Raw genomic sequence first — 23,418 nt, forward strand, 5'->3', positions numbered from 1 at the left:
AGTGACTGCAAACAAATGAGTTAAAGCCACTTGACTGCGGCTTTAACTCAGCTGAAACAGCACTTGCAGGTGCCGAAAGAAGACCCGGCACCTGATTTTTAGAAGCCGATAGACTTTCCTGTAGCCATACGTAATGCGTCAATATTAAAGCTTTCAAGAACAATGCGCGATGCATCTGCTATAACAGCATCGCTGTGTTTGGATTCTTTGTCTGGTTTTGATGTATAGACAGCCAGAACAATTGGCGCATGCCCTACAGGCCAGATCACTGCATAATCGTTGGCTGTACCATAGACACCACAAGTACCCGTTTTGTCTCCAACCACCCAGTTTGCAGGTACGCTTGCACGTATTCTTGCTCCTCCTGTTGTATTCCCTTTAAACCAATCCATCAGTTGGTGGCGCTCCATTAATCCAAGCACATTTCCAAATGCCAGCTTTTGCATACTTTCTGCAACAGCTTTGGGTGTTGATGTATCTCTATCATCACCAGGAATGGCGGAATTCAACTCCAGTTCCCATCGGTCCAGACGAAATACATTGTCGCCAATAGAACGCATAAACGACGTCATTCCTTCAGGGCCACCAATAAGCTTTTCGAGCAACAGGTTGGCGGCTCCATTATCACTGTACTGCAGAGTGGCAGCAGACAACTCGGCAACTGTCATGCCGGTCGTAATCTGTTTTTCAGTCACAGGAGAATGAGGCTCCATAACTCGATTGTCATAGCGAATTCGCTGGTTCAGTAAGCCCTCTTGCTGCTGGCTTTTCGATAATACTGCCGCAGCAAGGAAGCCTTTAAATGAACTACAGAGAGGAAAACGCTCGTTAGCTCTATAACCAAAAGTTTTATTTGAGCCAGTATCAATAGCATAAACCCCAATTCGCCCTCCAAAATCATTTTCCAACCTTTTCAATTTATCCACTGTTACTTGTGGGGGTTGGGACGCAGCCTCCGCCATATTAGTCAGAGTCAACAGGGGAAATATGGCAGAGAAAAATACAGACAGTCGACCGGTGCGTGACATAAAACCTTTCCATTTCATGAGTGTTGATTTTTTAACTAAAGTATATTTCGTTTCTAAACCGTATTTTTCAACGGCATAACAATGTTGCACATCACATCGAAGGGTATACTCATATATCAGCGAGATCAAGATTTTGAGATCTCCAAACTAGAATATGCCCTTCAGCTATGTTTGTTGTGTATCACAATGCTTATCCTGAATTTCAAAAACTCATAACTTGCCCTTTCTCCATAATTGCATTTAGCAATAGGAATATGCTTGTTTAACGTAAAAAAACAGGCAATAACTGCCTGCACTGGAAAAATAAAAACCAAAAGGGGTGTCTTGGTATCTTCGGCATACCAAGAGGGATATTTATACCTGAAAATGAGTATTTTTTTTACTGGAAGTGTAAAGATAAGTTATGGTTTTGTGATTTTTTACTTTGCCAAAGATTTATTTAGGAATAGCAGTTAAAGAAACACCCCTTAACAATTAAAAGTGCACTCATCGAAAACATTGAAGATAATCTTGGTATCTTAAATCAAAAAAAATCCCAAAGCCTTTAGAGGGTTTTGGGATACTTAACCTTTACCGATATAACCAGCCAACATTGATTTAGTTTTCAATAACCAGCGAGAAATCTTAGTTCAGATATGAACCTTGCATCTTTCCTTTGTTCTATTACATCAAGATAAGCCAATTGTACTAATGATTAGACAGTCAAATTGGTACTCGACATAACCTGTTCAGTACCAGGAGCTATCAGGCTTTTAGCATAAACACTACCACTCGGTATAGATAATGGAGAGAATGAACTGATAATAGTGGCCTTCATTTCAAGCTCCACAAGCTAACGTTAATCATTCATATCAAATCGATAATCACACACCCGCTGGCTTAAGTTATTTAAGTCCCCCTAAGGTAACGGAGTTAACGGAGCAGTTGGTATCTGTCTTAAAACAGCATCGACAGAATCGAACGGTCCGCCGTTAAAACATATTCTCGCTGCTGGGGCATGTGTATGTACTGCATTGACAAGTCGTTCGAAGAGCGGAAGGTATTCTTCAACAGTACGAACACCAGCACCAATCAGAACACAGTGACGACGCCTTTCCATGAGAAGGCTTAAGAGTGTAGCTTCAGCAGTCCGAGCACTATCGATTAGGCCCAGTTCGACCTCATAGCCAAGAGATTCAAGTCTTTCTTTATCCGCATCAAAAACTGCGAATAGTTTCTCAGCGGTAAGGCCCGGCCACTTGCTATAATCTACAACTCGCGGATTCCACCCCACAAGGAGTACGCTATATCTTTCTTCCACTATATATCCTTAGATTATCAAAATCACTGAAGAACTCCGTACGCACAATAGCTCACTTTAATTCCAACACTACCGCCAACATTAATAATACTAGAGCGCAGCATGGCAATCATGTATTTAGCTAACGCATCTCTAACGCCATAATCATTCAACAACTCACCACACAAAATGTCAATTATATAAATTGATTAAAAAAGAGCAATTTATATGCTTCAATTTTTCTTATGCATATATATATTACCTCATACCATACTCAATCAAAGGAAAACTTGATGTCCATGCATAAAATAGCATTACTTATTGCCGTTTTTTTACTCCCCATAAGTTCAGTGAACGCATCTTAAATAGGAAAGGCATCTAACCTGGATATTTCTGTACCTATTGCTGCATTGTCAACGCTAACCACATCCTTCACTCCACTTAGTGGTTTAAAAAAGGTAACCAGGGGTACGCAGATCGGAAATCTCGAAATTCTTACCACTGGTGCAGGTTACATTGGTACTATCACTATCAAGCCCGTCATCGGTAATAATTATCAACTGCTCGGGGCGACTACAGGAAGCCTTCTCCCCTTTAGAATAGGAACCTCAGGAGGAGCAGTGACTTCTGCACTTACCAGTGCCAATCATACAACAACCCTCACATCCCATACCAACAGAGAAACTATAATAAACGTATTTTCTGCAAATGCTGCCGGTAGCTTTGCAGCCGCAGATGTCTACACAGGCGCTTTCATCGTTTCGGTATTTAGCAGGCAATCCTTTTCTTATGATATTTTGAGGTTATAAAGGCTATTTCCATACCTATAATTTCCCTGCCTGTAAAGGGTGGTAACTTCCTGGTTATCACCCTTTACTTTATCAATACGTATTTTTATTCATGTAAGTGTTTTTGGATAAAATAAGCACCTTGCTCCAATGAAGCCATGCCCTCCTCCAGGATGGGAGCGAACAGTTGCCATACATGAGGCATACCATCGAATATTTGCAAAGTTGCATCGACACCTGCTTCGCGCATCCGTTCGACGACTGTCACCGAATCATCCCTTAGCATTTCCCAGCTCCCCACGTGAACCAGCGTTGGAGGTAAGCCAGCGAAATCCGCATAGAACGGAGTTACATGTGATGATTTGAGATCGCCCCCAATCCCAACATAGGATTGGAATAAGAATTCGAGCAGTTGAGGAGTCAAGAACGGATCATCCGTTACCTCTTGGTGGGAGATGCCTTCACATGCTAAATCCAGCCCTGGTGAGATCAGGAATAAGGCACCGGGCATAGGTAAGCCCTCAGCCTTCGCGCGAACCGCTGCAGCCAGCGCTAAATTGCCACCAGCAGAGTCACCGGCCAAGGCGATTTTTCGCGCTGGATAGCCTTGCTCTAATGCCCAGCAATATGCAGTAAAGATATCGTCATGCGCCGCCGGCGCAGCATTTTCAGGTGCCAGACGATAATCGGGTACCAAGACCGCACTGTGGCTTATCTGGGCCAGATAGCTGGTGATCACACGATGGGTGCTGCTTGAACCGATGACAAAACCGCCACCATGCGCATAAATGATCAGGTTATCGGTATATTTCCCATGGGGCCGTAGAAACTCTGCGCTAAAACCAGCCAAACTCAGACGCTCGATTGAAGCAACATCTGCGACAGGTATCTGCGCCATCGCTGTTTCCCACCAACTACGCAACTCGTCGGGTGTGGCGTTTTCCGGCGGAAGATTCTTTTCATTTTGTTCTAATATAGCGTTAAGTTGCAATTGGGACATTGTGGAGCTCCATTTCAGCAGGTTACCAAATCTCTCGTGTAATTTTCACTTTCATGGTTCAAGAATCGGTGATGATAAAACACATAGCCATTAATATTCAACCATGATTGAATGTTAATTTTTTGATAGGAAGGGGGGGAAAGGTATTCCTTGCCGATCAGAATGTTAACAACCTCAGTCGTATTAGCCGTAAAACACCCGTAAAAGTTGTTCTGACCGGCGGATCTTCTGGTCTTACACCAGGAAAAAGTCAATGCCATAGTCGTGACCGGTAATTTTCTTCAGGCTAAAGCCCACAAGAACTAAAATACTGGTAAGTCCGTTTGGAACCCTACCCATAAAGATGGAACCCAGAAAATCACAGGTTTCAAACTCCAGGCCCTCCGGGAACCAGGAGGTACGATGGTGCCTTCTCCTTCATCAGATAAAAATGAGCGGAAAAACACCTATCCCGTGTGGCAAAAGGTTTCCCGCTCGGGTAGATAAAACAACAGTGCTACATCGTGCTACCAGGCCATCAACTCTCCGGTGGTTCTGATTCATCTCGACGGGTGGCTACCACGCGGCCCAGGCCCAGCATCTGCTGCGCCTGGTTGATAACCTCGTCTTCTTTCAGGTTGTGCCGCTCACCAAACAGGTGCTCCGACACCAGTTAACCGAAATGCAACGATTCGATATTGCCTCTGTTAAAAATGGGGGATTACCGATAGGGTTGGACAGGATTTAAACCCTATTTTCAGCGTCGGTCATAAGCAATCCGTATTGCTTCGGCTACCGAAACTTCGATAAATAGAGAGCTCACTAGAAACCATCACAGCTTGTTCCAAAAAGTGTTGCGCCCCGCAACGGTGTATGTTTTTTAACCGACAAATACGAAACACAGTACGCCCCGCAATCACTGCCTGTAATCAGCCCGGATCTCCGCCATCACTTGTGCAATCTGTTCCACGGATGCTCGTTTACGCTCCTGCTGAACAACACGCTGAGCAGGCTCTGTACCAGTGTGACTCTGTGGTGAGTGCGGTTGTTGCGCACGCTTTGCCACACTTGCTGTCGAATTAAATTGCCCGTTTCTCGCTCGCTTCAACGTAGCTAGCAGGTAGGCAATCACATTTTTTATCTCACCGGTACCAACGCGCTCCGCCACGTCATCCAGAACTTGCTGCCCCAATGGCTCCGGCAATGCGCGCAATTGTGGTTCCACATTATCCCTGTCCGCCGCAACCAACGCTGACGGCCAACGCAGACGAGGCTCACTCTTGCTTGACGGCCCTACGTACGTATCTTTTACACACTGTGTAAAACTACGTACGTAACAGTTCGGATCCCGAACTCTGTCGGGATCCTTTGTTTCTCCACTGTGGAGTGAAATGGGTGTCAAGGGTAATGGGGCCGGTTGCCTATGGCAATCTCCATTAAACGGATTACACATGGCATTCTTACTGTTTACTTCAGCTTACGACTTGGTTCCCCCCGTAACACTGTCACCAATGAGGCTGAGGGCATGCGACCAACACCGGAGAATAGGTATTGGTCTGTGCTGATATGATTCCTGATGAGACTCAAGTTAATACAGCCTTCTCGGTGGCGTTTAAATACATCAAATGAACCACCATTCCGGGCATTAAAAGAGCTCGCGTGGCCGACGCTGCCAATACCACACGGCAAAGTGGAGTAACCCCATCCCACCATGCGCAATCAAATAAACCTCAATCAGTCCGGTTAATGTCTGATGCCAATCCTTGACGATGGAAGCTAACGGGGAGCCCATTTGCCACAGTACAAACCAGCTTGCTCCGGAAAGCACCACCAGACTGAGCGCGCCCAGACCTAATCCTTGTACACTGGTCGCCAATCCCTTGGGGTTGGCTTCGGGCAATTGGCGTTTCAACAAGGTATGGATATCCTGCTGGAGCTGGGCAATATCGCCCCACAGGTAAGGATAAAAATAACGTAAACCGCGTCGTCTCAAACAATACCCAATCAGTACGACACTGAGCGCAAGTAACGTAAGGCCAATACTGGTATGCATCAGGGTAAAGAAACGTGGTATCGTCGCGCTGGCCAGCTGCTCTGTTGCTGTCAATTCCATACCATTACTGTTGAGTATTTGACCCACGATCAAAAAGGCTATCAGTATATGCAGGCACCGCAAAGACAGCGGTTGATAAAGTGAAAGGAAATGCCAGAATGTCCGTCGCGATGTCGGTGCTTGTTGCATGATGCTCCCTTGTATTTTACCGGCTCTCGTGCCGTTGTTGTTAAATCATAGCCTGATTTAAAACAATGGGTACGGGTCTATGGCGTCAATTGCATCAAAATCGGGGGCGGGTATGGTCTGATCGTTACAACATTTCTGCTCAATTCGAAGAACGACTAGGCCTGTGTGTCAACACCGCCCCCCTTGTCAGGGGAAATACCCTGACCGCCCACGGCCCCCAGATACCCATTTTTCATTTAGCGTTACTTTCATTCCACTACAGCGTTGCAGGTCGCTACACCTCTCATCATAGATATTAACGACACGGTAGAGCAATGAGCGTGTAACGTGGATAAGCACAACTCACGCAGATAACCTTCCCCGCACGTCGTTATTCCCGGTAGGATAATCTCTCACCGTCAGACTTCGCCAAGAACGATTATCGAATTTATTCTTAAAAAAAGAACAAATGACAGTGTCCGCAATTGCCAGTACACCTCACCCTCTGTTGCATTACCGGGTCTGCGACCGTTGATCATGACAATTCAGATAAACCGATTACTGTTGGTCTGCGTTACACGTTGCTCCGGTAGAAGGCAACAGGCGCAGGAAGTTGCCTGGCGATACTTCTCAGTACTTCGTGTTGCGCAGTAAATTTGGCCGGTATTGTGCGACAGGCCAAAAAACACGGTTCTGATGGAAAGAAAACCTGCGGCTCCGTTGTAAACGGTGTATCACCGTGGGTAGCAGCCCATGCCTGGCGAATGAGAGCCAGGACCGTTTCCTCGCCTTCCTGCTGTTGCCTGCAACAGAACGTACTGAGATTGAGCATCAGCATGACCTGAATATCGCGTGAGGAACCCACCCCCCATAATATCCTGAGCATAGTGGGTGGTACTGCTTTGCCTTCTGATTGCCGTATCTCGATGTATTGATGGGTCATCTGCTGAAGCGCATGAATAAATTGCACGACAGCCTCTTCAGGAAGTCGCAATGCGTCAACTTCGGGTTGTCGCAAGCTAAACCGAAAAGCCGCCAGTCGTGGATAATGGTCAATGGCTGACTGTAGTTCACGATGGATCAACTGCACATCTGTCAGTTTTTCATTAAGTCGTTCCATGGGATATCTCTGGTCGGGGTCAAAAGAAGGGAGTGCTACGTAATTAAATCGTGAGCACGTCGATATGCCCCAGGCTTCCTGAAGCAGCTACGCTGACAGCGGATATCAGTGGCGTAGTCACGCCACTGCAGGCCTTTAGCATATTTAGCTGATCGCTGGCGGAAGCCGTGGACGACCCGTTAGCGGGCGTTCAGGCACCTCGTTACAGCCGTGAAGTAACAATCCCTCTTTCTGCTGAGTTTTAGTCAGATATTCCAGTACAAGCCGGATGTTAGTGATGCTGTCTGGATCGTTGTAGTGCACCGGGATATTGATATTGGCCCTGTAATGCTCTTTAAATTCACAGCGATGATGCCAGCCATCGCCATCGGTAATAACGCTCCAGAACTCACCCGCTTTCTCTGCCCAGGGGTAGGGAGTTTGGGTTCGATTACCATCCAGCCAGAAGACCACATGACCATGGAAGTGATGATCCTCAGTCCACTCGATGACCCAGAAGTATCCTACTACGGCTCGCAGGCTCATCATTTTGTCCATCAGCAAGTGGATATCCTTTTCCAGTTGACGGTGAGATTGTTGATAATATTTAGCTGTTCCGTTCTGATAGAACAGATCTATGCGGATAGCCCGCAGGCAGGCATACCGATTTATCATGCTGTCTGTATGCCAGTTCAGGACAGACGACAAAAACCAGTCTGGCGTCCAGGTTAGTTTAGTATTCATATGATTAACTCTTGATAGCTGGTTGATACCAGTAGGAGAGATGAAGCCAACCCCTTGAGGAGGTGCGATTGACAGGATGATCTGCAAGGAGTTACTGAGATGGTTGTAAAAAGGGAGTGACTATTAATTATATTAATTTTAACTCCCTGAGCAGAACAAGGCATGAAACTCAAGTCAGCGGATCGAGGGCAGTGCGGTAGGCAAAAGTGATGTACTCATCCACGATGCCGGTTAACGCGTAGTGCTCAGACTGCCGTTCGTTAATCCAGTGATTCACTTCTTCTTCAGTTTTAATCTTCAAATTTTCAGTCCAGTCAGCAAAACCATTCCCCAGCATCAAATCGTACCAGCACAGCCAGACAAGCTTCAGACGCAACTCTGTTCCGCTAAATTGCCTGAATAGGCTGATAAGCTCATTTGCCAGCGAGCGTTGTTTTAAACGCACGCATTCAGAAAGCAGAACCCCCTCCAGCATGGGGTGATGAGCCAGCAGGTGCTCCTGTGTACACAGACTGACACTCAGATCATCCTCCAGGGATAGTGGTGCTACCGCTGCTTTACCGTAAATGATTCGGTGCAGGCACTGCGGAACAATCGCAATAGCTGGCGCTTTCCCCGGGAACGTTAGACGGCCAACCGTCAGGGTATGATGGTGGTATATATTCTGGTGACACATGCCCGACCTGACTGTCAGCTTCGTAAAATCCGTCAGCCAGGTCTGGTAATATCTGTGGAGTTCTTCGTAACGGGATTTATTGTCTTTCATGGTGCATATTCCTTCATGACTGGAATGACAGGCAGCAGAAAACCTCCGGGGTAGCCGGATAATTATTTTCATGCTGCGGGTTTAGTTAGGGGAGAGGTTTATTTGCGGGACTGGTTAATGCGGTCCTGAAGCCAGGCTTCCACTTCACTTTTTAACCAGCGGGAACTACGACCCAGCTTAATTGGCTTCGGGAAGAGACCATCTTTAATCAGTTTATAAAACCACTTATCGGTGAGTCCGGTCAGGGTTGTGATAAATGCCATGTCGACAAACTGGTCTTCAAGCAGGGAGGGTTTGATTGTCATGGTTGAGTTCTCCGATTTAAAAGGTAAGTCGGAGTGGTTGTGAATGACTGTTACCCCTGCTCCGACATACCAACCGGTGAATCTGTAAAAAGTTAGTGAAGGTTGTTCAGCGTATGCGTGGTCTACCTCGCTTGCTTTTTACCGGTATCACGCTTTTACCCGCGATGATACCATTTTCCTTTTGCTCACATTTAGCCAGATAGCTAATGACATAACACAAATCATCGATCTCGTCCGTATCAAAATGTCGGATCACCTTGCCAATTTTGACTTCGTAAATATCTTTAGGGACGCAAAGGTGATGATATCCATCATTATCTGTTACTTTTTTCCAGATGCTGCCCATCGCTCGGGATATCGGATAATGACAGTTCTGAAACTGCCCATTCAGATAGCAAACAAAATGGACATGAAGTCCTTTTCTCTTCGTGTACTCTATCACCCAGTAATAGCCCACTATCGGAAGAGATTTTTCGAACTCTTTAATCAACATTAGGACCTCGTTATACATTGAGTGTCTGCAAGCATGACCAAAGCTTGCTGAACTCTTTTTATATGCAAAGTCGATCCTGAAAGGTAGTAGTTTTGAAAAACGTTGGAACATCGCCTCCATATGCGTATTGATATCAGTCAACAATAGACCATCCATTTCATACTTTGGGTTGGCGTTATAGGGTCTTTTCATTTTTCCTCCTTGGTATTGGTTCAAAGGAAGAGGTAGTCCTGTAATTTTTACTTGGATAAGTCGATAGGTTTATCCAGTACATGCTTATAATCTTTTACGTATACGGGATGCGATAGGTATATGTACTTCTTTTAATAATATTAATTAACCTTAATTCCATACCTTTGCCACTAACCGTTCTCGGTCGTTTCTGCCATCGCAAAAAAACCACTGACGTTCCCTGTTTCCCATCCGGTCAGCATGCCGACCACAGAGGCCGCTGGACACCCCACAACGGTAAGCGCAGGCTCAGCTCATTCCTTTCCCCTACCCGGAACAACAACGTCACAATCCCCCTTCCGATAACATAATCAGGGCGTAACCCTTACCCTGCCTGGTTTTTGACGATTGGCAACAGGATAAAAACAGCTAAAAATCATTAACTAATCAGTTGTTAATCACGATAAACAAAGATATCAATACCTATTTCTCATCAATCAATTAGCAATTAATCACTTAGTGACTATGCAGAGCACACCTTTTTATGTGTAAGATAAGGAATCTGAATACGAACACTGAGGGAAAAATGATGGCGGAAGAGAAGGCAAAAGTCAGAAGCAAGGACGGGCGGGTCTGTCGTTTTTACGCACAGCACCTAGCGAATAAGTACCCTGGTGAGTTTCCCACATACGATCCGGGCAATGCTGAGAATTGCCTGCGAAACGTGAATGCGTTCCTGGAAAAAAAATACACATTTGAGGTTTCACATAATCAAGAAGTCAATGAAATCGAAATTATGGCGGGCTACGCCATTCTGCCTGATGAGGCATTTTCATGGCTGAAAAACAACGAACAGGCAACCTTCTATCTCTGGGCAGTGATTTATCTTGACACTAACAATTATGCCCCTTTCCTTCATCCCGCTCCAAATCAAACTTTAGTAAGGAAGCCGACTTTGAATAATGGCAACACGAAGATAAACACCTATAAAGCTCTCGGACTGGGGGAGTCCCCGGCCACACATCAGGAACGACTTCGCACCCTCAGAGACTATTTCGATGGTGCTCATAGTCTGAATCAACAGGGAGGTAAAATGGCGCATCTGGAAATACTGAAACAACAGTGGTTAGATAATTGCCGCAGGCCTCAGCGCTTTACTTGGCTTAATGCCGATGATGAAGACATGTGCCGCTGGTTCTGGTCGAGAATAAAAGAAAAACAGGCTGAGACACCTGGGAAAATCCTACCTGTCACGCAGTTTTTTACCCCATCCTCCTCCCGTGACTATTATCTGTCCGCCCTCGCTGCCTGGGATTTATGGCAGGCTCCGGAAGACACTCGGGAACTGTTCAAGTCACGAATAAACCACTCATGGCATCAGCAAAAACAAAAAGAAAAATATCGGAAGGACGATAAAAAAGCCATCAACACCTACATCAGGAAAGAGGTCAAGGAGATGCTCGATAACATCGCCCAAGAATATAACCTGAGACTGAGTGACGTGCTGGAAATGCTTATTACGGAGAAATATAACGCCATGTGATTATCCCGCCCCTCGATTTAAAAAAATCTCAGACAGATATTACCTTTGTGAACCGTACCCAATACGTCATTGTATTGGGTGTTTTGTTTTTCTGTCTGAGGTCGTTTCATGAAAAAATCAGAAGGTTTTCAGGCCATCGAAAAGCCGCTGGCATCGCTCCCTTATGCCATTGGAAAACATATTCTTGACCATATTCAAAAGCTCACTCACTACGAACCGGTCATCGGCATCATGGGTAAAACAGGTGCGGGAAAATCGTCGCTCTGCAATGCGCTGTTCCAGGGGGAGGTCACGCCCGTCAGCGATGTCGACGCCTGCACACGTGAAATGCTGCGATTGCGTTTGAGCAGCAGTGACCACAGCCTGATACTTGTAGATCTACCCGGTGTAGGCGAGAGTAAGCAACGGGATAAAGAATATGAATCTCTATATCGCAATATTCTCCCTGAGCTGGATCTCATCCTGTGGGTTATAAAAGCTGATGATCGTGCTTTTTCAGTGGATGAACACTTCTACCGACGAGTGATGACGGGTTACCAACAGCGAATACTGTTTGTCGTTAACCAGGCCGACAAAATAGAGCCAAGCCATGAATGGTATGTCACCGGCAATGCGCCATCACCGCATCAGTTGGTGAATATTGAGGCAAGGTTGGAGTCCATTCGCCAGCTATTTTCACCGCATCATCCGGTGTGCGCCGTTTCCGCCAGGACAGAATGGAATTTGCCGTCAATGGTCGAAACCATGATGGGTTGCCTGCCGGACCGTGCTACCAGCCCACTGGCGATGCAACTGCAGGGGAAGTTATGCAGTGAATCGGTAAAAAAGCAGGCACGTGAGGGCTTTGGGAGTGCAGTGAGTGAGGTGTTTGGTACTGTGGAGTCGTCGTCTTTTCTGCCTGCTCCTGTTCGAACTGTTATTCGCACTGTGCGGGAAGCAGTGGTGACGCTCGCCCGTACCGTCTGGGACTGGATTTTCTTCTGACAAACCTCGCATGACGGACACTCCCTGTCCGATTGGCGCTCAATTAATAAGCGGATAATCCTCTGGTAACGCTTAAGGGCGCATCACAACTGTATTCGTTGTACTGAAAAAATACGCCTTCCTGTGTCCATACCCTGTCCTCCCCCTTCGTTACACTAATCACTTAATTTTCAGCCTATTAACAGGATGGAGAATACCTCTCATGTCCCAGACTGAGCGTCGCCATGAACGGCTGGCGGTCCGGTTGTCTCTCATTATCAGTCGTCTGGTAGCAGGCGAAACGCTGGATATGCGCCTTCTGGCAGCAGAGTTTGGCGTGTCGGTCCGTACCCTCCGCCGGGATTTTCGTGAGCGGCTGATGTATCTGGATCTGGAATATCGCGACGGTACTTGTCGCCTGCTCTCTGGCAGTCATCAACGTGAACTGGCGGTAATGACTTTTGCTCGCCAGTCGGGAGTGGAGGCTTTGTTTCCTGATATGGATAACCATATGGTTAGCTCACTGTTGAGTGGGCCTGGTGAGTCTCCATGCCTTATATGGTCAGAGTCGGTGCCATTGTCACCATCCCGGCCAGGTATCTTTACGAGGCTTGTCAGAGCTATATCAGAGCACCGTCGAGTGACGCTGCTAGCTGAGGGTTGTCGTTGCTCAGGGCTTGCGCCTTACCGCCTCGTACTCTGTAACGGGTACTGGTACCTGACAGGTGAGCATCAGCATCGCGTGGCGGTGTTTCCGTTAAACGATATCCATGCTGTTACCTTCCATCCGGCACTGTTTGTGCCGGAAATTCAGATTCGCAACGTACTCGCTGACCCGGGTTTTCTCAGGGCTCTGCCTCACTTTCGCGTTTTTCACTCACTGCTCGCCAGCACCGGCGACAGTCTTTTACCTCAAAAGGAATCATGATGATGAAATTACTGGCTACAACAGCATTTGCTCTAAGTCTCTGTACCGGCGCTGTCTTCTCGGCTGCCGCTGAAAACACCGTGGGTACAGTCAAAGCCTGGTCTTATATGCAAGCGGATGGCTGGAAATCTGACGATGGCATGGACAACAACACCCTGCATAACATGCTCTATCAGGCCACGGTGATCGATAACTATCCGTGGACAAAACAATTCCTGCTTCGCCAACGTGGCGGCGGTGCCTATTTTCTCGCCGACAAGAAAACGCATACTGTTCGCAAGCTGAATGTAAAACCTGCCAGCGGCTACTACTCGGATCTGACCTCCGTCTATCAGGGCGAGGATCAGGGGAAAGGGTGCTATTTCACCATCATCGACACTCAGTATCAGTTGGAACTGGCGAATGAACCGCACAACACTCAGGTGCTTGCCGCAATTCCAGAAAACTGCGTCAACAAAAAGCAACAGGCTGCTTTGGCTGCGAAGCGTTCTGCACCAGAGCAAAAACTGCAGCAATGGGTAACCCAACAGAGTCTGGCTGAACTGTGTCGCCGCACTGGCAATTGCTGACGCAACGGAAACAAGACTGAAAACAAGGAATGAGCACCATGAAGAAATTGTACCCGCATATGCTTGCTATTCTGGCGGTTATCGGTGCCATGAGTATCTCTGGCTGCGACAGTAAAGAAGATGCTGGAGTGAAAGCGATAGCCAGATTTAAGGACCTCACTCCACCACCATTCAGCAAGGTTGTATCGCATCAATCCGATATTGCTCAGGAGTGGGTGAAAAAGGATGCCTTTGGCACACCGCAATACACAGTGTTGAAAACCCGTCAGTCACCGGAGGACTGTAAGTCAGGTAATTATTACTACATTGCTGATATGCAGCAGAAAACGGTGCAGCCTCTGATGGCTGCCTTGTGCTTGGCAGATAATATCACCCTGACTTTCCGGATTGAGACCGACAGCTACACTGGCGAAAAATCGGTAGTGTATTCGCATGATGGCAAGGAAATGGGAAAACTCTATCTGCCGGAGAATCAGGAGAAAAATCCATGAATAAGAAGCTGAAAGGCATGACCTCAGTTACAGTCCTGACTCTGAGTTTGCTGGCACAGGCGCAGGCCAATGAACAACGCTATATCAGTATCCGCAACACGGATACGGTCTGGGTGCCAGGCAATGTTTGCGTCTACCAGTTCCGTCTGGATAACGGCGGCAGCGGCGAGGGCTTCGGCCCGCTGACCCTTTCCCTGCGTCTGAAAGACAAAAGTGGCAACACACTGGCGATGGGGAACATGGAGGTAGCCGCGTTTGGTGACAGTGATACCACGCGCTCTCAGGAAGCATCACTGGAAAACGAATGCGTGGAAAACGTCAGTTCAGTCGAAGTCATGAAGGCAACAGAAGAGCGTAACGGTTATCAGGTTGACCTGCCGCTGTCTATATTCGATCCACAATATTACCAGCCACTACCGGTATCGGTTGCCGGGAGTAAGGCATCATAACTGGCTTAGATTTTCATATGCCAGACCTCGGGTGAGCCGTCCCCGTAAGCGCCCACTGACTTTTATCACACACATCATGAACAGGCCCCGGTTTTCCGGCGAGGCCTGTTTTATTATTTATCGATAATAAATAAGGATATTTTTCATGAATACGCATTCTGCCCCGTCTACGGCAAGCTCGGTGATCGCCACTAGGGTACCAGGCGACCAGCGCTCTCGTTTCTGGCCGCAGCACTTCGGCAGCATACCGCAATGGCTCGTTCTGGAGCCCCGCGTTTTCGGCTGGCTGGACAGACTTTGTGTGAATTACCACGGTGGACTGTGGGATTTCTACATGCTCAGTAACGGCGGTGCTTTCCTGATGCCAGATACCGATAAGGAGTATGTGCTGTTCAATGCCCTCAACGGCAACGGGGCTACAGTGGGCCAGGAGGCTGCGGGTATTACCGCCTGCCTAATGGCCTACAGCTACCATGCTTGCCGGACCGAAAGCGAGGCCATGACCGATCACTTCTACCGGTTACGAGAATACGCGCTGCACCATCCTGAAAGCCGTGCCATCTTCGTCCTAATCGACTGAACTTCCGGAGGTTTATCATGCTCCCCCCCCAGATGCTCACATCCCCGCCGCACTTCACCGCCGATCAACAACAGGTTATCAGCCAGGCGTTAGCAATACTCGAAACCCAGTTGCAGCACCGGCCCTATACCTTTAGCTCACCAGAGGCGGTCAAGGCCTGGCTTCGACTCCATCTTCAATCCCAAAGTCGCGAATGCTTTATGGTGCTGTACCTGGACAATCGCCATAGGCTGAAGGCCAGTGAAACCGTCTCGGTCGGAACGTTCAATGCCACCATCGTCCATCCTCGTGAAATAGTGATCCGAGCATTACACCACCAGGCTGCCGCGGTGATACTGGCCCATAATCATCCGTCGGGAGATCCCACTCCCAGTGAGGCCGATCGTACGCTCACCGATAGGCTGATCAATGCGCTCGACATGGTTGATGTCCGCGTGCTGGATCACCTGATTGTGGGGGACGGAGATCTGATCTCACTGGCCGAACGAGGGTGGTTGCTATGTTAGTCACCACACCCATGATACTTCGTGGTCTGCAATGCAGTTCGGCCCATATCAGTGAGGACGACAATACACTGCTGTACAGGATCTCACACTGTCAGGATGAGTTCAGTGATGGTGAGTGGATCCACTTTTCGGGGACCGGATATTTGATACGCCTGGATGCCTGGAGCCATCCGGTGTTGCAACTCAAACGACTGGGGCTCTCCAAGACTTGCCGCCGTCTGGTCATCACGCTGATGAAACGCCATCAACTGACTTACCTGCATATTGATGCTCTGGGTGATGTGTTGCCTGACTTTGTCACCTTCGGCTGGTAATACAGCCCCACACTCAACGTCCTACTCTCGCTTTACTCCTCTATTTTCAAAGGAAATCCTCTGATGAATAAAAGCACATCGCCCGTGCCTGGCGTATTCCATTTTCTGCAACACAGCAACGTATCATCACACGACTGGCAAAGGATAGGCCAGGCCATCACCACCGCTTACCAGCAACTGTGTCAACGCCCTGATACGTTGGGGCTAGCCACAGCACCCGTTATCTGTGAATACACGGGTAAAAAACCATACCAACTCGACGACAGCCTGATGGGATTGGACCTGATCGGTTTTAACGGGGAAAGGGCCAGCCAACTGGCCGGTGATCCCTTTATGCTCTACCGACGTCAGACACCCCATGCCTTGATCCGCTGCGATACGCGAGGCTATCCCTACCACTGGCTGGTGATGGCTGCACTGTTGCTGGCCAATACGCAATGCCCCAACACCTGGACGATTGAATCTGACGTACCGTTAAAACAACGGCGGAAAGTCGCCCACTGGCTGAGCTATCACTGCAAGTTACCAGTTTCTCCGCTCTGTTAAGGAACCCCGTTTATGAAGACCATGAACAAACTCCCCCACACCCCGTCCAATGCCAGTCCCGCCTTTCTCGAATACCAGCAACTGCTTGCCTGGTTGCTGGCTCACTGTTACGGCCTGGAGCTCAATGACACGCCGTATCACGACGATCAGGCGATTACCCAACAGATTGAGTATGGCGTCACGGTACGCGAAACCGTCAACGAACTGGTGGAGAAATTTGACCTAGTACGTATTGACCGACCTGGATTCAGCCTTATGGCACAAGATCCGACTTTGAGCGCCGGTGACATGCTCTGCGCCCGCAGCGCACGGGGATTACGCAGCCCGGTGATTCGCCGCCTGGCTTGATTATTCCCCACTAACCCCACTTTCCCCCTACGCCAGCCTCGACCGCTGGCGTTTTACTTTTTCAAGGATATTCAGCGATGAAAGAACCCGTTCTCAATACCGATAATAACGCAGCCCCACTCACCGACGAAGACAACATACCGTCACCCGTCTGGGGCTTGCACTGTGCCATTACTCCCCGTCTGGGAGCAAGGCTGGTACAAAAAGGTAACCGCCTGCATTTTCTACCCGACCGCGCCGGCTTTGTCGGTATGTTCTCCCCTGATGCGCTTAAAACGCTGGATCGCGCCTTCCCAGTGCTGATTAAACTGTTGGAAGCCTGTCTGCGCTCGGGTGAGCTCGACCAGCGCCGCCAGCACTGCGTTACGGTGCAGCACGCTGGTTTTACCTGCGAAGCCGATACCTTGGGTAGCTTTGGCCACGTCTATCTGGCGGTCTATCAGACACCGACATAAAGCCGTAACGAACTCATCTTCCAATCTTTATACCTGCTTGCCATGACGCAGGCATTTTGTTTTTAAGGAACCCTAACAATGTCAACAGCATTGAATACCGTGATTGAACCCGATGTGTTAACCGACCACACAGAGATTATCTGCTCCACCAGTATTGAACGTATCGTCACCGGACGTAACGCCGCGCTGACGCAAATTGAAGCCCTTGTTCACCAGCTTGAGGATATCTCAACCATCACCAACAGCATTGGCGGTGGAGTAGCAAGGGACTGGGCAATGAAACAAGACTTCCGCTGCGGTTGCTGGCTGATGGAAAAAGCCGAAACGGCCATGCCCGTGATCACCCGTAATCTCGACCGTAGTATATGGCGAGTTCTGATGAAACGCTCCGGAATGCTTGCGATCATGGATGCGCAGGCGCGTGATCAATGGTACAGAAACCTGGAGGGCGACAATATTCCGGCTATTAGCGACGAGAGTATCTACAGCACATTCAATCAGTTGCACCGGGACAAGGGAGAGGTATTTGAGCGGGGAGTGATCAACGTGTTCAAGTCGCTCTCCTGGGACTACAAGTCGAATCACCCGTGTAAATTTGGCAAGAAAGTGATCGTCAACAGTTTGGTGAGTCACAACCAATGGGGATTTACGCTGAACCACAGTTATCGGCGGGATCAGTTGGCCGATCTGGAGAGGATGTTACATTTACTGGATGGCAAAGCGATCCCTGATAATCGTCAGGACGTCACCGCTCGGCTGTATGAACATATCCGCGCTACACCGCAGAAAGCTGAGGTTTATGAAGATGAGTATTTTACAATCAGATACTTCATGAAGGGCACAGCACACCTTACGTTCGGAAAGCCTGCGTTGATAGACAAGATGAACGATATCATCGCCAAACATTACCCAGGCGTACTGCCAGAACGGCTATAACCCTGCCAGCACAGTAGTAAGCAGAGTTGAGACAATAGGCAACGGTTTCCTAACCTCAACATTGTCTGTTGCTCTCTTATTAACTATGATTACATTTTAATCACAAAGAGAAACTTATGGGACAATCACCAACACGCGTTATCACTGCCCATGTTCCTGCTGAAATGGTAGAGAAGTTCGACGAACTGGCTGCAAATTATGATCGTTCCCGTGGCTGGATAGTCAAACAAGTCTTGGCTGCGAACATTGAGCAGGAAGAGAACCATCATCAAATGATCTTGCGGGGGCTGGCTGATGTGGATGAGAGCAGAGTGGTGGAACAAACAGATGTATTGAAATGGATAAATAGTCTGAACATTGACACGCCACTTCCTGTACCACAGTCAGGGCAAAAGTAATGCAGGTGGTTTGGTCAGATCATGCGTTGCAAGATTTAGAGCTGTTGCGCTTCTTGATTGCCAACGTAAATCCAGAAGCATCTGCGCAGGTGCTTCAATCGTTGGTGCTTGCCCCGTAAACCTGCTGACGCATTCACGTATGAGACCCGCACTGGCAAGATATGAACCACGGGAAGTACGTCGCTTGAACATCGGTAACTATGAAATTCACTACGAACTCAGAGTTAACGCGCTCTACATCTTACGTGTTTGGCATACGCGAGAAAATCGGTAAGATAGCACTCTGCATTAGACTCGCTACCAAACAGGTAAAGAAATAAAGAATCGAACACGATGCCTACGCGGTTTTTTTCACTTCACTTGACGTCTTCTATCACAGCAAAACCCCGATGTGGTTCCCAAAAAACACTCACAGGGACTGCGGGTACAATTGAGGGTACATAAATAATCAAATCAAAAAATAAATTTAAATATTAATAAGTTACATTGAAATATCGATTCCGAGTCCGGCACCATCATTTAGAAGAACCCGCCTATGGCGGGTTTTTTGCTTTCTGACAGCGATCAAAGCGTTTCTATCACCCGGCGTAAAAGACGCACTCGGGGTTCGATGCTGGACAACTCCAGATATTCTGCCGGGCTATGGAAGCCAGCCCCAATTGGGCCAAAACCATCCAGTGAGGGAATATCAAGCGCGGCGGTATGGTTGGCATCAGAACCACCACCGACGGCCTGCCAGCGAACGTCAATATTCTCCAACCTACCCGCAGACTCCACCTTCGCCATCAGCTGTTCGGTTTTTGCTGAGGGTGACATGGCGGGCACATGAGCCTGTAATGTCACATTGAGGCGAACATCGGCAGTAAAGCAGTGAGGCGTAGGGGTTCGCATTAGCCGATCGACACGCTCAAATTCGTCGTTCTGCCAGAAGCGGGCATCCACTATCGCTTGCGCGTGGTCCGCAACTACATTGGCCGCAGAACCTCCACTCACCACTCCAACATTCAGGGTCGTCCCCAGTTGCGCATTGGCAAACTGATTAAGATGAAGTATCCAGTGGGCCATTTCATTGATTGCGGAACGCCCATTATCAGGATCGTTACCGGCGTGGGCGGCGACGCCGTGAAATTCCAGCTCGTAGCGGGCCATTCCCTTGCGAGCCTTGACCAGTGAGCCATCCGCACGGGCGGCCTCGCACACCAACACGCAGCGGCTGCGTTTCGCCAGTGCGCCAATCCATTCATGTGAGTAAACCGACCCCGTCTCCTCATCAGGGTTCATGGCAATCGCGATAGAGAGACGCTCTTTCGCCTCTGCAGACAGTTCCCGCATTGCCCAAAGAATATTAAGGAGCCCACTCTTCATATCCGCCACGCCGGGGCCATAGGCGCGATCCTCCTTGATGCTCATGGGGCGGGTCGCTACGGTACCTACCGGGAAAACCGTATCCAGGTGACCTACCAGTAGCACATCAAAGTGTGGACTATTGGGTTTGTTGGCAGCAAAAACGCCGGGCCCCACTTTATCGCCAAGATCGACAATTTCGCTGTGCCATCCGAGCTGCTGATATTTCTCATGCATATTGCCAGCAACGGTGGCAACTCCGTCCAGCGTATTGGTACCACAGTCCACATTAACCAAGGAGGCCAACTCTGCCAGATAGTCGTCTAATTGCATGGTGTTTCCCCTGTTCTTTTGCGCAGGCTGCGCGTGCACTGAAATTAAATCGAGAGAGAGTACGATCTCGCACTCGCCCCGCAGGTCGCCGTGCCTCTAGATAAAAATGTGCATCAGCAACATGGCACCGAAGGCATTCAGTACCGAGATGGCTATCATCAACGGGATCAGTTTGGCGTTGGTGCCAATGACCCCAAGGATGCGTCCGGCATACTGGATCTGGGACCCCATCAGATAGATGGCCGGTGCCAGGATAGCCAGATGTTCTCCAGTCAGGATCCCGCTATCGAACAGGCTAACGGCTACACCGATCCCACCGCCCATTGACATCCAGCCTCCGATCAGGACCGCTGCCGCCTCGCCCGGCAAGCCGAACAGCTGCATCAGGGGAGCAAAAATGAAAGCCAGCCCGTCCAGTGCGCCAGTAATGGTCAACGCCTTGATCACCACAAAGGCCATCAGAACATTGGGCAAGGTACTGGTTGTGGCAATGGTCCAGCCTTTGCGCGCGCCAGCAACAAAAACATCGGTGATCATGGGTTTGGATTCAGTCGTCATGCTCATGGTGATCTCCCTATGCCTTATGGATTTCAGAAGATGCGTTATCTTGACGACGCATTTTCAGCAACAAACGAAAAATATTCGCGCCAACGATTTTCATAAAAAACATGACGAGGATGCACAGGCCGATCGAGGCGGGAACAGCCAGGGTGCCGTCAGCGGCGACCAAAGTGAACAAAATGGCGCCAGAGGAGAAAAAGTTGGTGATCATTGCGCCTGCAGAAAACTGAAACATGGTGAAAACGTCTTTTTCATTCTCAGTAATCTGCTCCTCATCAGCCAGCTTGCGCGTCAGTGAGGCACCAACATCCGTGCTCTGCAAGCTGCCGATCAGTGCCAAACCGGTATTACCGCGCAGTCCCAGCAACGGGCGCAACAGTGGGGTTAACAGTTTACGTGCCGCATTCAGAGCACCGTAGTGCTCCAGTACATTGATCATGCCAAGGGCAAACATGACAGCAGGTATCAGGCCGAAGGCGAAGAGAAAACCATCCATGGCACCATTACCGCCGGTACCACGAAAGGTACTGTTGGAAACGTTTAATGCCTCGTTGCTTTGAGTCACACCACTGACGACTCGTCCGAAAGACCCGTTCAATGTCGTGAAATCAAACACGCCATACCATTCTTTACCGCCGAGAAGCCCGGAAAAGAATACCATGGCAAAAAGTAGCGCCACGTAGGCTCCCCAGCGAACGGGAGCCATTTCTGTAGCAGAGGAGGTAATATTTTGTTGCTGTCCGCTCATGTTATTTCCTTATCAGAGTGTCACAAAATAACCCAGTGCCAGTCATAACAGCATCGGCTTATGAATAGTCTACTGTGTATATTTTTTGTTCATGCGCATCCTGATGGCGATCAATAAATCCTGCACAAAGGAAAATTTAACTTATAAAACATGACGTTGTTGGCATTTTATTCTGTCCAAAATAACGATTTATTAATGAAATTATGACAAATTATGTGTAGTTATTACCGAATATGTTCACAACATGGTCTGATTTAGTCTGCTCATAGCATTGCCAACGGGTGCATTACTTGACCAACAGTGTTGTGATTTTTTTATTAATTTTTAATGTTTAATTAAATTAGCAGACTCATAATTAGAGTTTGCATTTTCGCCTTGGCTTATGCATTGATGTGCGTCGGGTTAAGTTCCTGCGCAGAAAAAAAGCCGAAAACCAGCATCAGGGACTAAATGATCTTATCTATATGATGATGTGACAAGATTGCCGCTGATACTGGTTAGATATTGAGGATTATGGAGACATAGTATTCTATTTAATTACCTTTAGCTCACCGCCCAATCAGAGCTTTGCACCTTTTTCTACATAGCTCATATCGCCCAGTTTACCTACGGTAAATTCACGGTTTTTATAAGTAATCTGCGTAACGCTAGCATTAGACAGTGGCGCGATAATGGGTGTAGAGTTCATATCCGCTACCATGGCCAGAATGGCTGCGCCATGTGAAACCAGGAGTACGTTACCGCCCCCTTGAGCTGCCGTTTCCTCAGCAATAGTTTTTAGCTCTGATTGCATACGTGCTTTGACGGCGGCAAACGTTTCAGCCTCACCGCTGGTATCGACCAGAGCAACACCGCCGAACATCTTGGCAAATGGCAATTTCCCTTTGGCAAAATCACCGAATAGCGCTTTTTCCGACTCATAGCCAAGCTTGGTGGCGATTGCTCCCCACATATTGGCATCGAGATCGCCTTCGTAAATACCGAAGCAGAACTCACGCAATTTCTCGCTTTCAACGATGTCCAACTGCTGCCCTTTTGCGGCTAATATAATACGTGCAGTTTGACGCGCCCGCCCCAGATCGCTGGCATACACCTTTTTGAATTCAACATCCTTCAGCCCCTTGCCAAGTTGTTCAGCAACCGTAACGCCTGCGGCAGTCAACGGGGTATCTGCCCAACCCTGAACCCGATGTACGGTATTAAACATGGTTTTCCCATGGCGGGTAACATAAATGGTGACTGTATTATCACCGACTGTTTCAGCGTAAGCCAAGAGCGGGCTAAAAATAAGTGAAGACAATAGAGCAAGTAATAGTGAAAACCGTTTCATGGTTATTTCCTCAATGGTTATAGTTTGTATTATTGTTGGTCTTCCGTAGATGGATTATATATCCCCCACATCAGACGAATAGTTTTAAACGCAAGCGGGTTATGCCGTACATCAGGCTAGCCACGTTTTATTGGTCACTCACTCCATCAATAATTTCTTTTGCTGGTCGTTCATACTTCATCACTCTCTGTCGCGTTGCCGGG

The 23,418-nt window shown here is 48.2% G+C and carries 29 protein-coding genes; 15 read left to right on the forward strand and 14 right to left on the reverse strand.

All coding sequences use genetic code 11. The features are described from left to right. Nucleotides 1-98 precede the first annotated feature (98 nt). From KGP17_RS23145 to KGP17_RS23185, 10 genes are all read right to left on the reverse strand, one after another. Entirely contained in the window at nucleotides 99-1,028 is a 930-nt protein-coding gene (locus tag KGP17_RS23145; protein ID WP_223174986.1) for a carbapenem-hydrolyzing class A beta-lactamase SFC-2, read from the reverse strand. Between the two features lie 2,173 nt (nucleotides 1,029-3,201). Then, entirely contained in the window at nucleotides 3,202-4,095 is an 894-nt protein-coding gene (locus KGP17_RS23150; RefSeq protein WP_024531319.1) for an alpha/beta hydrolase, read from the reverse strand. Nucleotides 4,096-4,612: 517 nt separating this feature from the next. After that, nucleotides 4,613-4,744, reverse strand: a complete 132-nt coding sequence (locus KGP17_RS27930; protein ID WP_256444949.1) for a hypothetical protein — start codon at nucleotides 4,742-4,744, stop codon at nucleotides 4,613-4,615. A 246-nt stretch (nucleotides 4,745-4,990) separates the two neighbouring features. Next, entirely contained in the window at nucleotides 4,991-5,299 is a 309-nt protein-coding gene (locus KGP17_RS23155; protein WP_152529993.1) for a hypothetical protein, read from the reverse strand. 420 nt (nucleotides 5,300-5,719) lie between these two features. After that, nucleotides 5,720-6,316 (reverse strand): cytochrome b/b6 domain-containing protein, encoded by a 597-nt coding sequence (locus tag KGP17_RS23160; protein ID WP_223498438.1) that lies wholly within the window; start codon nucleotides 6,314-6,316, stop codon nucleotides 5,720-5,722. 553 nt (nucleotides 6,317-6,869) lie between these two features. Next, the gene (locus tag KGP17_RS23165) at nucleotides 6,870-7,415 is read right to left on the reverse strand and encodes an inovirus-type Gp2 protein (RefSeq protein WP_223498439.1); all 546 of its coding nucleotides are present in this window, start codon (nucleotides 7,413-7,415) and stop codon (nucleotides 6,870-6,872) included. A gap of 144 nt (nucleotides 7,416-7,559) precedes the next feature. Beyond that, nucleotides 7,560-8,138, reverse strand: a complete 579-nt coding sequence (locus KGP17_RS23170; RefSeq protein ID WP_223498440.1) for an inovirus-type Gp2 protein — start codon at nucleotides 8,136-8,138, stop codon at nucleotides 7,560-7,562. 169 nt (nucleotides 8,139-8,307) lie between these two features. After that, the gene (locus KGP17_RS23175; protein ID WP_223498441.1) at nucleotides 8,308-8,904 is read right to left on the reverse strand and encodes a hypothetical protein; all 597 of its coding nucleotides are present in this window, start codon (nucleotides 8,902-8,904) and stop codon (nucleotides 8,308-8,310) included. A gap of 98 nt (nucleotides 8,905-9,002) precedes the next feature. Next, a complete protein-coding gene (locus KGP17_RS23180) occupies nucleotides 9,003-9,209 on the reverse strand; it encodes an AlpA family transcriptional regulator (RefSeq protein WP_223498442.1) in 207 nt (68 codons plus the stop codon). Between the two features lie 106 nt (nucleotides 9,210-9,315). Further along, nucleotides 9,316-9,894 carry an inovirus-type Gp2 protein gene (locus KGP17_RS23185; RefSeq protein WP_223498443.1) on the reverse strand — a complete coding sequence of 193 codons (579 nt, stop codon included), beginning with the start codon at nucleotides 9,892-9,894 and terminating at the stop codon, nucleotides 9,316-9,318. Between the two features lie 565 nt (nucleotides 9,895-10,459). Between KGP17_RS23185 and KGP17_RS23190 the strand changes: the two genes are divergently transcribed. The 15 genes from KGP17_RS23190 to KGP17_RS27900 all read left to right on the forward strand — a co-directional run bounded on the left by KGP17_RS23190 (nucleotide 10,460) and on the right by KGP17_RS27900 (nucleotide 19,173). After that, nucleotides 10,460-11,416, forward strand: coding sequence for a transcriptional regulator (locus KGP17_RS23190; RefSeq protein WP_223498444.1), 957 nt, complete (start codon nucleotides 10,460-10,462; stop codon nucleotides 11,414-11,416). 108 nt (nucleotides 11,417-11,524) lie between these two features. Continuing rightward, nucleotides 11,525-12,400 (forward strand): GTPase family protein, encoded by an 876-nt coding sequence (locus tag KGP17_RS23195; protein ID WP_223498445.1) that lies wholly within the window; start codon nucleotides 11,525-11,527, stop codon nucleotides 12,398-12,400. Nucleotides 12,401-12,602: 202 nt separating this feature from the next. After that, nucleotides 12,603-13,307: a transcriptional regulator gene (locus KGP17_RS23200; RefSeq protein WP_223498446.1), complete on the forward strand. Its 705-nt coding sequence runs from the start codon at nucleotides 12,603-12,605 to the stop codon at nucleotides 13,305-13,307. Continuing rightward, nucleotides 13,307-13,876 (forward strand): hypothetical protein, encoded by a 570-nt coding sequence (locus KGP17_RS23205; RefSeq protein ID WP_223499718.1) that lies wholly within the window; start codon nucleotides 13,307-13,309, stop codon nucleotides 13,874-13,876. Before KGP17_RS23200 ends, KGP17_RS23205 begins: the two co-directional genes overlap by 1 nt. Before the next feature lie 38 nt (nucleotides 13,877-13,914). Further along, nucleotides 13,915-14,367, forward strand: coding sequence for a YfjS/YafY family lipoprotein (locus KGP17_RS23210; RefSeq protein WP_223498447.1), 453 nt, complete (start codon nucleotides 13,915-13,917; stop codon nucleotides 14,365-14,367). Continuing rightward, nucleotides 14,364-14,816, forward strand: coding sequence for an IrmA family protein (locus tag KGP17_RS23215; protein ID WP_223498448.1), 453 nt, complete (start codon nucleotides 14,364-14,366; stop codon nucleotides 14,814-14,816). Before KGP17_RS23210 ends, KGP17_RS23215 begins: the two co-directional genes overlap by 4 nt. Nucleotides 14,817-14,961: 145 nt before the next feature. After that, the gene (locus tag KGP17_RS23220) at nucleotides 14,962-15,396 is read left to right on the forward strand and encodes an antirestriction protein (protein WP_223498449.1); all 435 of its coding nucleotides are present in this window, start codon (nucleotides 14,962-14,964) and stop codon (nucleotides 15,394-15,396) included. 17 nt (nucleotides 15,397-15,413) lie between these two features. Beyond that, the gene (gene radC, locus KGP17_RS23225; RefSeq protein WP_223498450.1) at nucleotides 15,414-15,902 is read left to right on the forward strand and encodes a DNA repair protein RadC; all 489 of its coding nucleotides are present in this window, start codon (nucleotides 15,414-15,416) and stop codon (nucleotides 15,900-15,902) included. Next, the gene (locus KGP17_RS23230; protein ID WP_223498451.1) at nucleotides 15,896-16,216 is read left to right on the forward strand and encodes a DUF5983 family protein; all 321 of its coding nucleotides are present in this window, start codon (nucleotides 15,896-15,898) and stop codon (nucleotides 16,214-16,216) included. Before radC ends, KGP17_RS23230 begins: the two co-directional genes overlap by 7 nt. Before the next feature lie 63 nt (nucleotides 16,217-16,279). Next, complete coding sequence (locus KGP17_RS23235; protein ID WP_223498452.1) at nucleotides 16,280-16,762, forward strand: hypothetical protein; 483 nt, start codon at nucleotides 16,280-16,282, stop codon at nucleotides 16,760-16,762. Nucleotides 16,763-16,774: 12 nt separating this feature from the next. Then, nucleotides 16,775-17,110 (forward strand): TA system toxin CbtA family protein, encoded by a 336-nt coding sequence (locus KGP17_RS23240; protein ID WP_223498453.1) that lies wholly within the window; start codon nucleotides 16,775-16,777, stop codon nucleotides 17,108-17,110. A gap of 77 nt (nucleotides 17,111-17,187) precedes the next feature. After that, nucleotides 17,188-17,565 (forward strand): type IV toxin-antitoxin system YeeU family antitoxin, encoded by a 378-nt coding sequence (locus tag KGP17_RS23245; protein WP_223498454.1) that lies wholly within the window; start codon nucleotides 17,188-17,190, stop codon nucleotides 17,563-17,565. 78 nt (nucleotides 17,566-17,643) lie between these two features. Next, nucleotides 17,644-18,501, forward strand: coding sequence for a DUF4942 domain-containing protein (locus tag KGP17_RS23250; protein WP_223498455.1), 858 nt, complete (start codon nucleotides 17,644-17,646; stop codon nucleotides 18,499-18,501). A gap of 116 nt (nucleotides 18,502-18,617) precedes the next feature. Next, nucleotides 18,618-18,899 carry a CopG family ribbon-helix-helix protein gene (locus tag KGP17_RS23255; protein WP_223498456.1) on the forward strand — a complete coding sequence of 94 codons (282 nt, stop codon included), beginning with the start codon at nucleotides 18,618-18,620 and terminating at the stop codon, nucleotides 18,897-18,899. Nucleotides 18,900-19,038: 139 nt separating this feature from the next. Then, a complete protein-coding gene (locus tag KGP17_RS27900) occupies nucleotides 19,039-19,173 on the forward strand; it encodes a type II toxin-antitoxin system RelE/ParE family toxin (protein WP_245398320.1) in 135 nt (44 codons plus the stop codon). Nucleotides 19,174-19,463: 290 nt separating this feature from the next. On the opposite strand, the gene KGP17_RS23265 is transcribed toward KGP17_RS27900, so the two are convergent. From KGP17_RS23265 to KGP17_RS23280, 4 genes are all read right to left on the reverse strand, one after another. Next, complete coding sequence (locus KGP17_RS23265; protein ID WP_223498457.1) at nucleotides 19,464-20,576, reverse strand: M20 family metallopeptidase; 1,113 nt, start codon at nucleotides 20,574-20,576, stop codon at nucleotides 19,464-19,466. Between the two features lie 96 nt (nucleotides 20,577-20,672). After that, nucleotides 20,673-21,134 (reverse strand): YjiG family protein, encoded by a 462-nt coding sequence (locus KGP17_RS23270; protein ID WP_037434993.1) that lies wholly within the window; start codon nucleotides 21,132-21,134, stop codon nucleotides 20,673-20,675. A gap of 16 nt (nucleotides 21,135-21,150) precedes the next feature. Further along, nucleotides 21,151-21,885, reverse strand: coding sequence for a nucleoside recognition domain-containing protein (locus KGP17_RS23275; RefSeq protein ID WP_223498458.1), 735 nt, complete (start codon nucleotides 21,883-21,885; stop codon nucleotides 21,151-21,153). A 559-nt stretch (nucleotides 21,886-22,444) separates the two neighbouring features. Beyond that, nucleotides 22,445-23,215 carry a histidine phosphatase family protein gene (locus tag KGP17_RS23280; protein WP_223498459.1) on the reverse strand — a complete coding sequence of 257 codons (771 nt, stop codon included), beginning with the start codon at nucleotides 23,213-23,215 and terminating at the stop codon, nucleotides 22,445-22,447. Nucleotides 23,216-23,418 lie beyond the last annotated feature (203 nt).

This window comes from Serratia sp. JSRIV001, from assembly GCF_019968745.1.
GTDB lineage: Bacteria > Pseudomonadota > Gammaproteobacteria > Enterobacterales > Enterobacteriaceae > Chania > Chania fonticola_B.

Coding starts and splice junctions, on each gene's coding strand:
- KGP17_RS27900 (WP_245398320.1), top strand. CDS start 19,039: ATGAGACCCGCACTGGCAAGATATGAACCACGGGAAGTACGTCGCTTG.
- KGP17_RS23200 (WP_223498446.1), top strand. CDS start 12,603: ATGTCCCAGACTGAGCGTCGCCATGAACGGCTGGCGGTCCGGTTGTCT.
- KGP17_RS23250 (WP_223498455.1), top strand. CDS start 17,644: ATGTCAACAGCATTGAATACCGTGATTGAACCCGATGTGTTAACCGAC.
- KGP17_RS23195 (WP_223498445.1), top strand. CDS start 11,525: ATGAAAAAATCAGAAGGTTTTCAGGCCATCGAAAAGCCGCTGGCATCG.
- KGP17_RS23180 (WP_223498442.1), bottom strand. CDS start 9,209: ATGACAATCAAACCCTCCCTGCTTGAAGACCAGTTTGTCGACATGGCA.
- KGP17_RS23280 (WP_223498459.1), bottom strand. CDS start 23,215: ATGAAACGGTTTTCACTATTACTTGCTCTATTGTCTTCACTTATTTTT.
- KGP17_RS23150 (WP_024531319.1), bottom strand. CDS start 4,095: ATGTCCCAATTGCAACTTAACGCTATATTAGAACAAAATGAAAAGAAT.
- KGP17_RS23175 (WP_223498441.1), bottom strand. CDS start 8,904: ATGAAAGACAATAAATCCCGTTACGAAGAACTCCACAGATATTACCAG.
- KGP17_RS23185 (WP_223498443.1), bottom strand. CDS start 9,894: ATGAAAAGACCCTATAACGCCAACCCAAAGTATGAAATGGATGGTCTA.
- KGP17_RS23145 (WP_223174986.1), bottom strand. CDS start 1,028: ATGTCACGCACCGGTCGACTGTCTGTATTTTTCTCTGCCATATTTCCC.
- KGP17_RS23205 (WP_223499718.1), top strand. CDS start 13,307: ATGATGAAATTACTGGCTACAACAGCATTTGCTCTAAGTCTCTGTACC.
- KGP17_RS23245 (WP_223498454.1), top strand. CDS start 17,188: ATGAAAGAACCCGTTCTCAATACCGATAATAACGCAGCCCCACTCACC.
- KGP17_RS23240 (WP_223498453.1), top strand. CDS start 16,775: ATGAAGACCATGAACAAACTCCCCCACACCCCGTCCAATGCCAGTCCC.
- KGP17_RS23170 (WP_223498440.1), bottom strand. CDS start 8,138: ATGAATACTAAACTAACCTGGACGCCAGACTGGTTTTTGTCGTCTGTC.
- radC (WP_223498450.1), top strand. CDS start 15,414: ATGCTCCCCCCCCAGATGCTCACATCCCCGCCGCACTTCACCGCCGAT.
- KGP17_RS23165 (WP_223498439.1), bottom strand. CDS start 7,415: ATGGAACGACTTAATGAAAAACTGACAGATGTGCAGTTGATCCATCGT.
- KGP17_RS23220 (WP_223498449.1), top strand. CDS start 14,962: ATGAATACGCATTCTGCCCCGTCTACGGCAAGCTCGGTGATCGCCACT.
- KGP17_RS23255 (WP_223498456.1), top strand. CDS start 18,618: ATGGGACAATCACCAACACGCGTTATCACTGCCCATGTTCCTGCTGAA.
- KGP17_RS23275 (WP_223498458.1), bottom strand. CDS start 21,885: ATGAGCGGACAGCAACAAAATATTACCTCCTCTGCTACAGAAATGGCT.
- KGP17_RS23210 (WP_223498447.1), top strand. CDS start 13,915: ATGAAGAAATTGTACCCGCATATGCTTGCTATTCTGGCGGTTATCGGT.
- KGP17_RS23190 (WP_223498444.1), top strand. CDS start 10,460: ATGATGGCGGAAGAGAAGGCAAAAGTCAGAAGCAAGGACGGGCGGGTC.
- KGP17_RS23215 (WP_223498448.1), top strand. CDS start 14,364: ATGAATAAGAAGCTGAAAGGCATGACCTCAGTTACAGTCCTGACTCTG.
- KGP17_RS23270 (WP_037434993.1), bottom strand. CDS start 21,134: ATGACGACTGAATCCAAACCCATGATCACCGATGTTTTTGTTGCTGGC.
- KGP17_RS23265 (WP_223498457.1), bottom strand. CDS start 20,576: ATGCAATTAGACGACTATCTGGCAGAGTTGGCCTCCTTGGTTAATGTG.
- KGP17_RS23235 (WP_223498452.1), top strand. CDS start 16,280: ATGAATAAAAGCACATCGCCCGTGCCTGGCGTATTCCATTTTCTGCAA.
- KGP17_RS23160 (WP_223498438.1), bottom strand. CDS start 6,316: ATGCAACAAGCACCGACATCGCGACGGACATTCTGGCATTTCCTTTCA.
- KGP17_RS23230 (WP_223498451.1), top strand. CDS start 15,896: ATGTTAGTCACCACACCCATGATACTTCGTGGTCTGCAATGCAGTTCG.